Annotated in this window: 4 protein-coding genes; 2 read left to right on the top strand and 2 right to left on the bottom strand. The window is 48.6% G+C overall.

Going from position 1 to position 3,891, the window contains the following annotated elements; genetic code table 11:
- Positions 1-79 precede the first annotated feature (79 nt).
- Entirely contained in the window at positions 80-616 is a 537-nt protein-coding gene (gene hpt / locus HMPREF2626_RS03740) for a hypoxanthine phosphoribosyltransferase (RefSeq protein ID WP_141744578.1), read from the bottom strand.
- Between the two features lie 168 nt (positions 617-784).
- Here hpt and HMPREF2626_RS03735 point away from each other — a divergent pair, with 168 nt between their 5' ends.
- Positions 785-1,108: a nucleotide pyrophosphohydrolase gene (locus HMPREF2626_RS03735; protein WP_070617633.1), complete on the top strand. Its 324-nt coding sequence runs from the start codon at positions 785-787 to the stop codon at positions 1,106-1,108.
- Positions 1,109-1,430: 322 nt separating this feature from the next.
- Here HMPREF2626_RS03735 and HMPREF2626_RS03730 read toward each other — a convergent pair whose 3' ends face one another.
- Positions 1,431-2,315 (bottom strand): mechanosensitive ion channel family protein, encoded by an 885-nt coding sequence (locus tag HMPREF2626_RS03730; protein ID WP_070617629.1) that lies wholly within the window; start codon positions 2,313-2,315, stop codon positions 1,431-1,433.
- 176 nt (positions 2,316-2,491) lie between these two features.
- On the opposite strand from HMPREF2626_RS03730, the gene HMPREF2626_RS03725 reads away from it, so the two are divergent.
- Positions 2,492-3,853 (top strand): FAD-dependent oxidoreductase, encoded by a 1,362-nt coding sequence (locus tag HMPREF2626_RS03725; RefSeq protein ID WP_070617627.1) that lies wholly within the window; start codon positions 2,492-2,494, stop codon positions 3,851-3,853.
- Positions 3,854-3,891 lie beyond the last annotated feature (38 nt).

Genomic DNA, 3,891 nt, shown 5'->3' with positions numbered 1-3,891 from the left:
TGAGGGCGCGCGGTTAGCTTCCTTTCACTGGAGCCAAGAGCCAAAAAAGTACCAGGTCGTTCACCTGGCACTAAGAATTCTAACTATAAACTTCTTTTTTGAGAACCGCAATCTGTGGATAATTGCGCAATTGGCCCTTGAAGTCCAAGCCATAGCCCACTACAAACTTATCGGGAATCTCAAAACCAATCCAGTCAGCCTGGAAGTCCTTGGTCCGGCGAGCCGGTTTGTCCAGGAGGGAGACAGTCTTAATGGAAGCTGCCTGGCGACTCTCTAAGACCTGGTAAAGATAGGTCAGGGTCCGTCCCGTATCAATAATATCCTCCACAAAGATCACATGACGGTCCTTGACTGGCTGGGAGAGGTCCTTAACAATCTTCACCTCACCGCTCGACTCGAAGCCATCCCCATAGCTCGACACATCCATAAAATCGATCTCCAGGAGAATATCCATCTCCTTCATCAGGTCCGCCATAAAGGGCATGCCCCCCTTGAGGACACAGACCAAGAGCGGATTCTTGTCCTGGTAGTCCTTTGCAATTTCATCCGCCAATTCCTTAATCCGAACCTGCAAGTCTTCCTTAGAAACTAAAATTTCTTCCATTAATTCATCCATGATTTGACACTCCCACTCCTTCAAATTGCTGCGCGGCCTTATCCAAAAGGCTTGAATACCCCTATTCTACCAGTAAAGGCACCGGCTTGGCAATTGCTGGTAAAAACATCCAAGCTTGGACCAAGCCAGCAGAAGTCTTATAATAAGGAGAAAGAAAGGAGGATTCCAATGACCCTAATTGAACAAATCAACGCTTTCCGTGATGCGAGGGACTGGCGGCAGTTCCACAATGAGAAGGACCTGGCCCTGTCCTTGGTTCTCGAAGCAAGTGAACTCTTAGAAATTTACCAGTGGAAGACTGCGGAAGAAGGCAATCAAAATATCGAGGCCATCAAGGATGAGCTGGCCGATGTTCTCATCTACGCCCTCATGCTGGCGGACAACCTGGACCTCGACATCGAAGAACTCATCCCCCGCAAACTAGCTAAAAATGCTATCAAATATCCCGTCGACAAGAGCCGGGGGCAGAATAAAAAGTATACGGACTTATAATGTCAACCTTCCGGGGCCCAAGATACAATTGGGGGCGGCGAGTGTGGATTGACGACCACTCCCCCACAATCAGAGCTTAAGAGTGTGGGTTACTGCCCCCTAGCTTCCCCTTTAGAAAAAGCCGGCGCGTCTCTGACGAGATGGTGCCGGCTTCTTTTTCTTTCAAGAATATAGGACTAAACGACTTTCTCCCACGCTATTCAAAACCTGCTCCAAAAGTCAGCCCTGGCGTCCACTTCACAAAAGATAATCAATCAATCGTATAGCTACGATTGATCACCCTTTGCTCCAGTGGTCCAGGACTAACGACTTTTCTCCCACGCTATTCTTCAAATTTAACCACTTGCATGCTGGTGACTTGGATGCCGCGACTGCGCAGGTCGAAGTAGAGGGCGTTTTGCATGATCATCTTGTTGACAGCAATCTTGTCGTAGGGAGTGAAGAATTGGATGTAGACATTCATGGACCGGTTGCCGTATTCGATCCGGATCTGGGGCTTAGTTGAGGCCTCCAAACCATCCATCTTGCGTTTGAAGAGGGCCAATTCTTCTTCCGTGCACTGCTCGAGGAAGCCCTCGTACTTCTCATAGGCCACCTTGGCGGTAATCTTCTTGACCTTTTCCAAGTCTTGGCCGTAATCAATAGGCACCATAACATCCACCACCACATAGGGGCTGTCGTGGTTGTAGTTATAGATGGCGTGCTCGAAGATCCAGCGGTTGGGTACCGAGATGTAGCGGCCGGTATGGGTCCGGGCCTTGGTCATGGTCCCCACTTCAGCCAGGTTAATCTGGAGAAAATCCAGGTCCACCACTTCGCCGGAGACGCCATTAATATCGATCACACTGCCCACTTCTAAAGGTGAGCGCAGGATAATATAGAGATAGGCCACCAGGTCCACCACCACATCCCGCGAGGCCAGGGTGAGGAAGGCCAGGATAATCAGAATGATGACCCCCAGGAGCTTGGCCTGGGAGAACCAGAGGCTGAGGATAAAGATAAAGGCCAAGAAGAAGACAATGAGTCGGCTAAAGCGGTTAATTCGCTGGGCCAGGTTTTCATTATCCGTTAGCTTAGGTAAGAGCCATTTGATCCCCTTCATGAGCAAGAAGGTCAACAAGATGGCAGCCAAGGAATAAAGGGCCTTCTCAATAAAGAGTTCAGAATCGAGTTGGTCACTGTTGAGGTATTCTAAGAAATGGTTCATAAGCGCCTCCTTTACTTGTTCACTTATTCCTATTCTAGCATAAGTCGCTCCCATATGACGGGATAGAAGCCCTTATTTTCCAGCATATTTTAATCTTTTCCTGAGCCCTTTTGTTTGTGAAATCTCTCCTTTTGTACTAGGATGGGGGTAACAAAATATTAAGGAGGATGTATACGATGAAAGTTGTTGTTGTCGGAACGTCACATGCTGGTTACGAAATGGTTCAAACTTTGCTCAAGGCTGACCAGGACATTGAAATCGATCTCTATGAAAGTGGATCCACCATGTCCTTCCTATCTTGTGGGATTCAGTCTTACTTAGAAGACAAGTCCGATCACTTGGACGATCTTCATTATGCAACAGAAGACTCTTACAAGAAACAAGGTATTAACGCCTACACCAATAGTCAAGTAGTTGCGATTGATAGTGATGCCAAGGAAGTTACTGTTAAAGACGACCAAGGTGAACACCAGGTCAGCTATGACAAGCTCTTCTTAAGTCCTGGGGCTGTTCCGGTTGAACTCCCTATTGCAGGGACTGACCTCGACCACGTCTACTATCTCCGGGGCCGTGACTGGGCAGACCGCGTCAAAAAACGTATGGCAGAAGCCAAAGAAGCCGTTGTTGTAGGCGGCGGCTACATTGGGATTGAAGCGGCAGAAGCCTTCACCAAGGCTGGCATTAAGACCACTGTGATCGATAGCCAAGACCGCATCTTACCAACTTACCTGGACAAGGAATTCACCGAAGTCCTCGAAGCTCATGCGGCTGATAAAGGCCTCGACTTCCACGGCAATGAATGCGTCCAATCTGTCGAAGGCAAAGACGGCCAAGTTGCCAAAGTGATTACAGACAAGGGCGAATATCCCGCCGACACCGTTCTCTTCGCTGTTGGCGTTAAACCAAACACCGAATGGCTCAAGGGCACCCTGGAACTCGATGACAAGGGCTTCGTTAAAGTCAACGAATACCTGGAATCATCTGTTAAAGATATCTATGTTGCCGGTGACGCCACCGAAATTCCATTCAACCCAACTGGTAAAGGCAAGGCCATTGCTCTCGCCAGCAATGCCCGCCGTCAAGCGGTTGCAGCTGCTCAAAACATTATCGCTGGGGAAAACAAAGTCAAATCACCTAGCGTCAACGGTACCAGCGGCCTAGCCCTCTTCGACTACCACTTTGCGGCAACAGGCGTTAAGGACTGCGACAAGGCAGAAATTGATGGCGAAGTAGAAAGCCAATTCCTCCAAATTCCTGTCCTGCCTAAGTTCATGAAAGACGACCAAGAAGTCTTCATGAAGATCCATTACCGCAAAGACGACCACAAATTAGTCGGGGCACAAATCATGTCCACCATGAACTTAGCACGGGACATCAACACCCTATCCGTTGCCATCTCAGCCGGTTGGACACTTGAAGACCTCGCCTTAGCTGACTTCTTCTTCCAACCTGAATACGACAACACTTGGCACTACTTCAACCAAGTTGCCCAAGAAGCACTGGGTCAACGCTTCGGTAGTGACAAACAATTATTCTAAAAAAAGGGTGTGAGCAAAGGCGTTTAGAAAGGGATGAC

This window comes from Aerococcus sp. HMSC062A02, assembly GCF_001809535.1.
In the GTDB taxonomy this organism is placed as follows: domain Bacteria; phylum Bacillota; class Bacilli; order Lactobacillales; family Aerococcaceae; genus Aerococcus.
The sequence above is the reverse complement of the archived record's forward strand: the minus strand, read 5'-3'. Positions and strand labels throughout refer to the sequence as shown.

Bases quoted from the DNA above. Each gene is read 5' to 3' on its own strand.
- HMPREF2626_RS03725 (WP_070617627.1), top strand. From the start codon at position 2,492: ATGAAAGTTGTTGTTGTCGGAACGTCACATGCTGGTTACGAAATGGTT.
- hpt (WP_141744578.1), bottom strand. From the start codon at position 616: ATGGATGAATTAATGGAAGAAATTTTAGTTTCTAAGGAAGACTTGCAG.
- HMPREF2626_RS03735 (WP_070617633.1), top strand. From the start codon at position 785: ATGACCCTAATTGAACAAATCAACGCTTTCCGTGATGCGAGGGACTGG.
- HMPREF2626_RS03730 (WP_070617629.1), bottom strand. From the start codon at position 2,315: ATGAACCATTTCTTAGAATACCTCAACAGTGACCAACTCGATTCTGAA.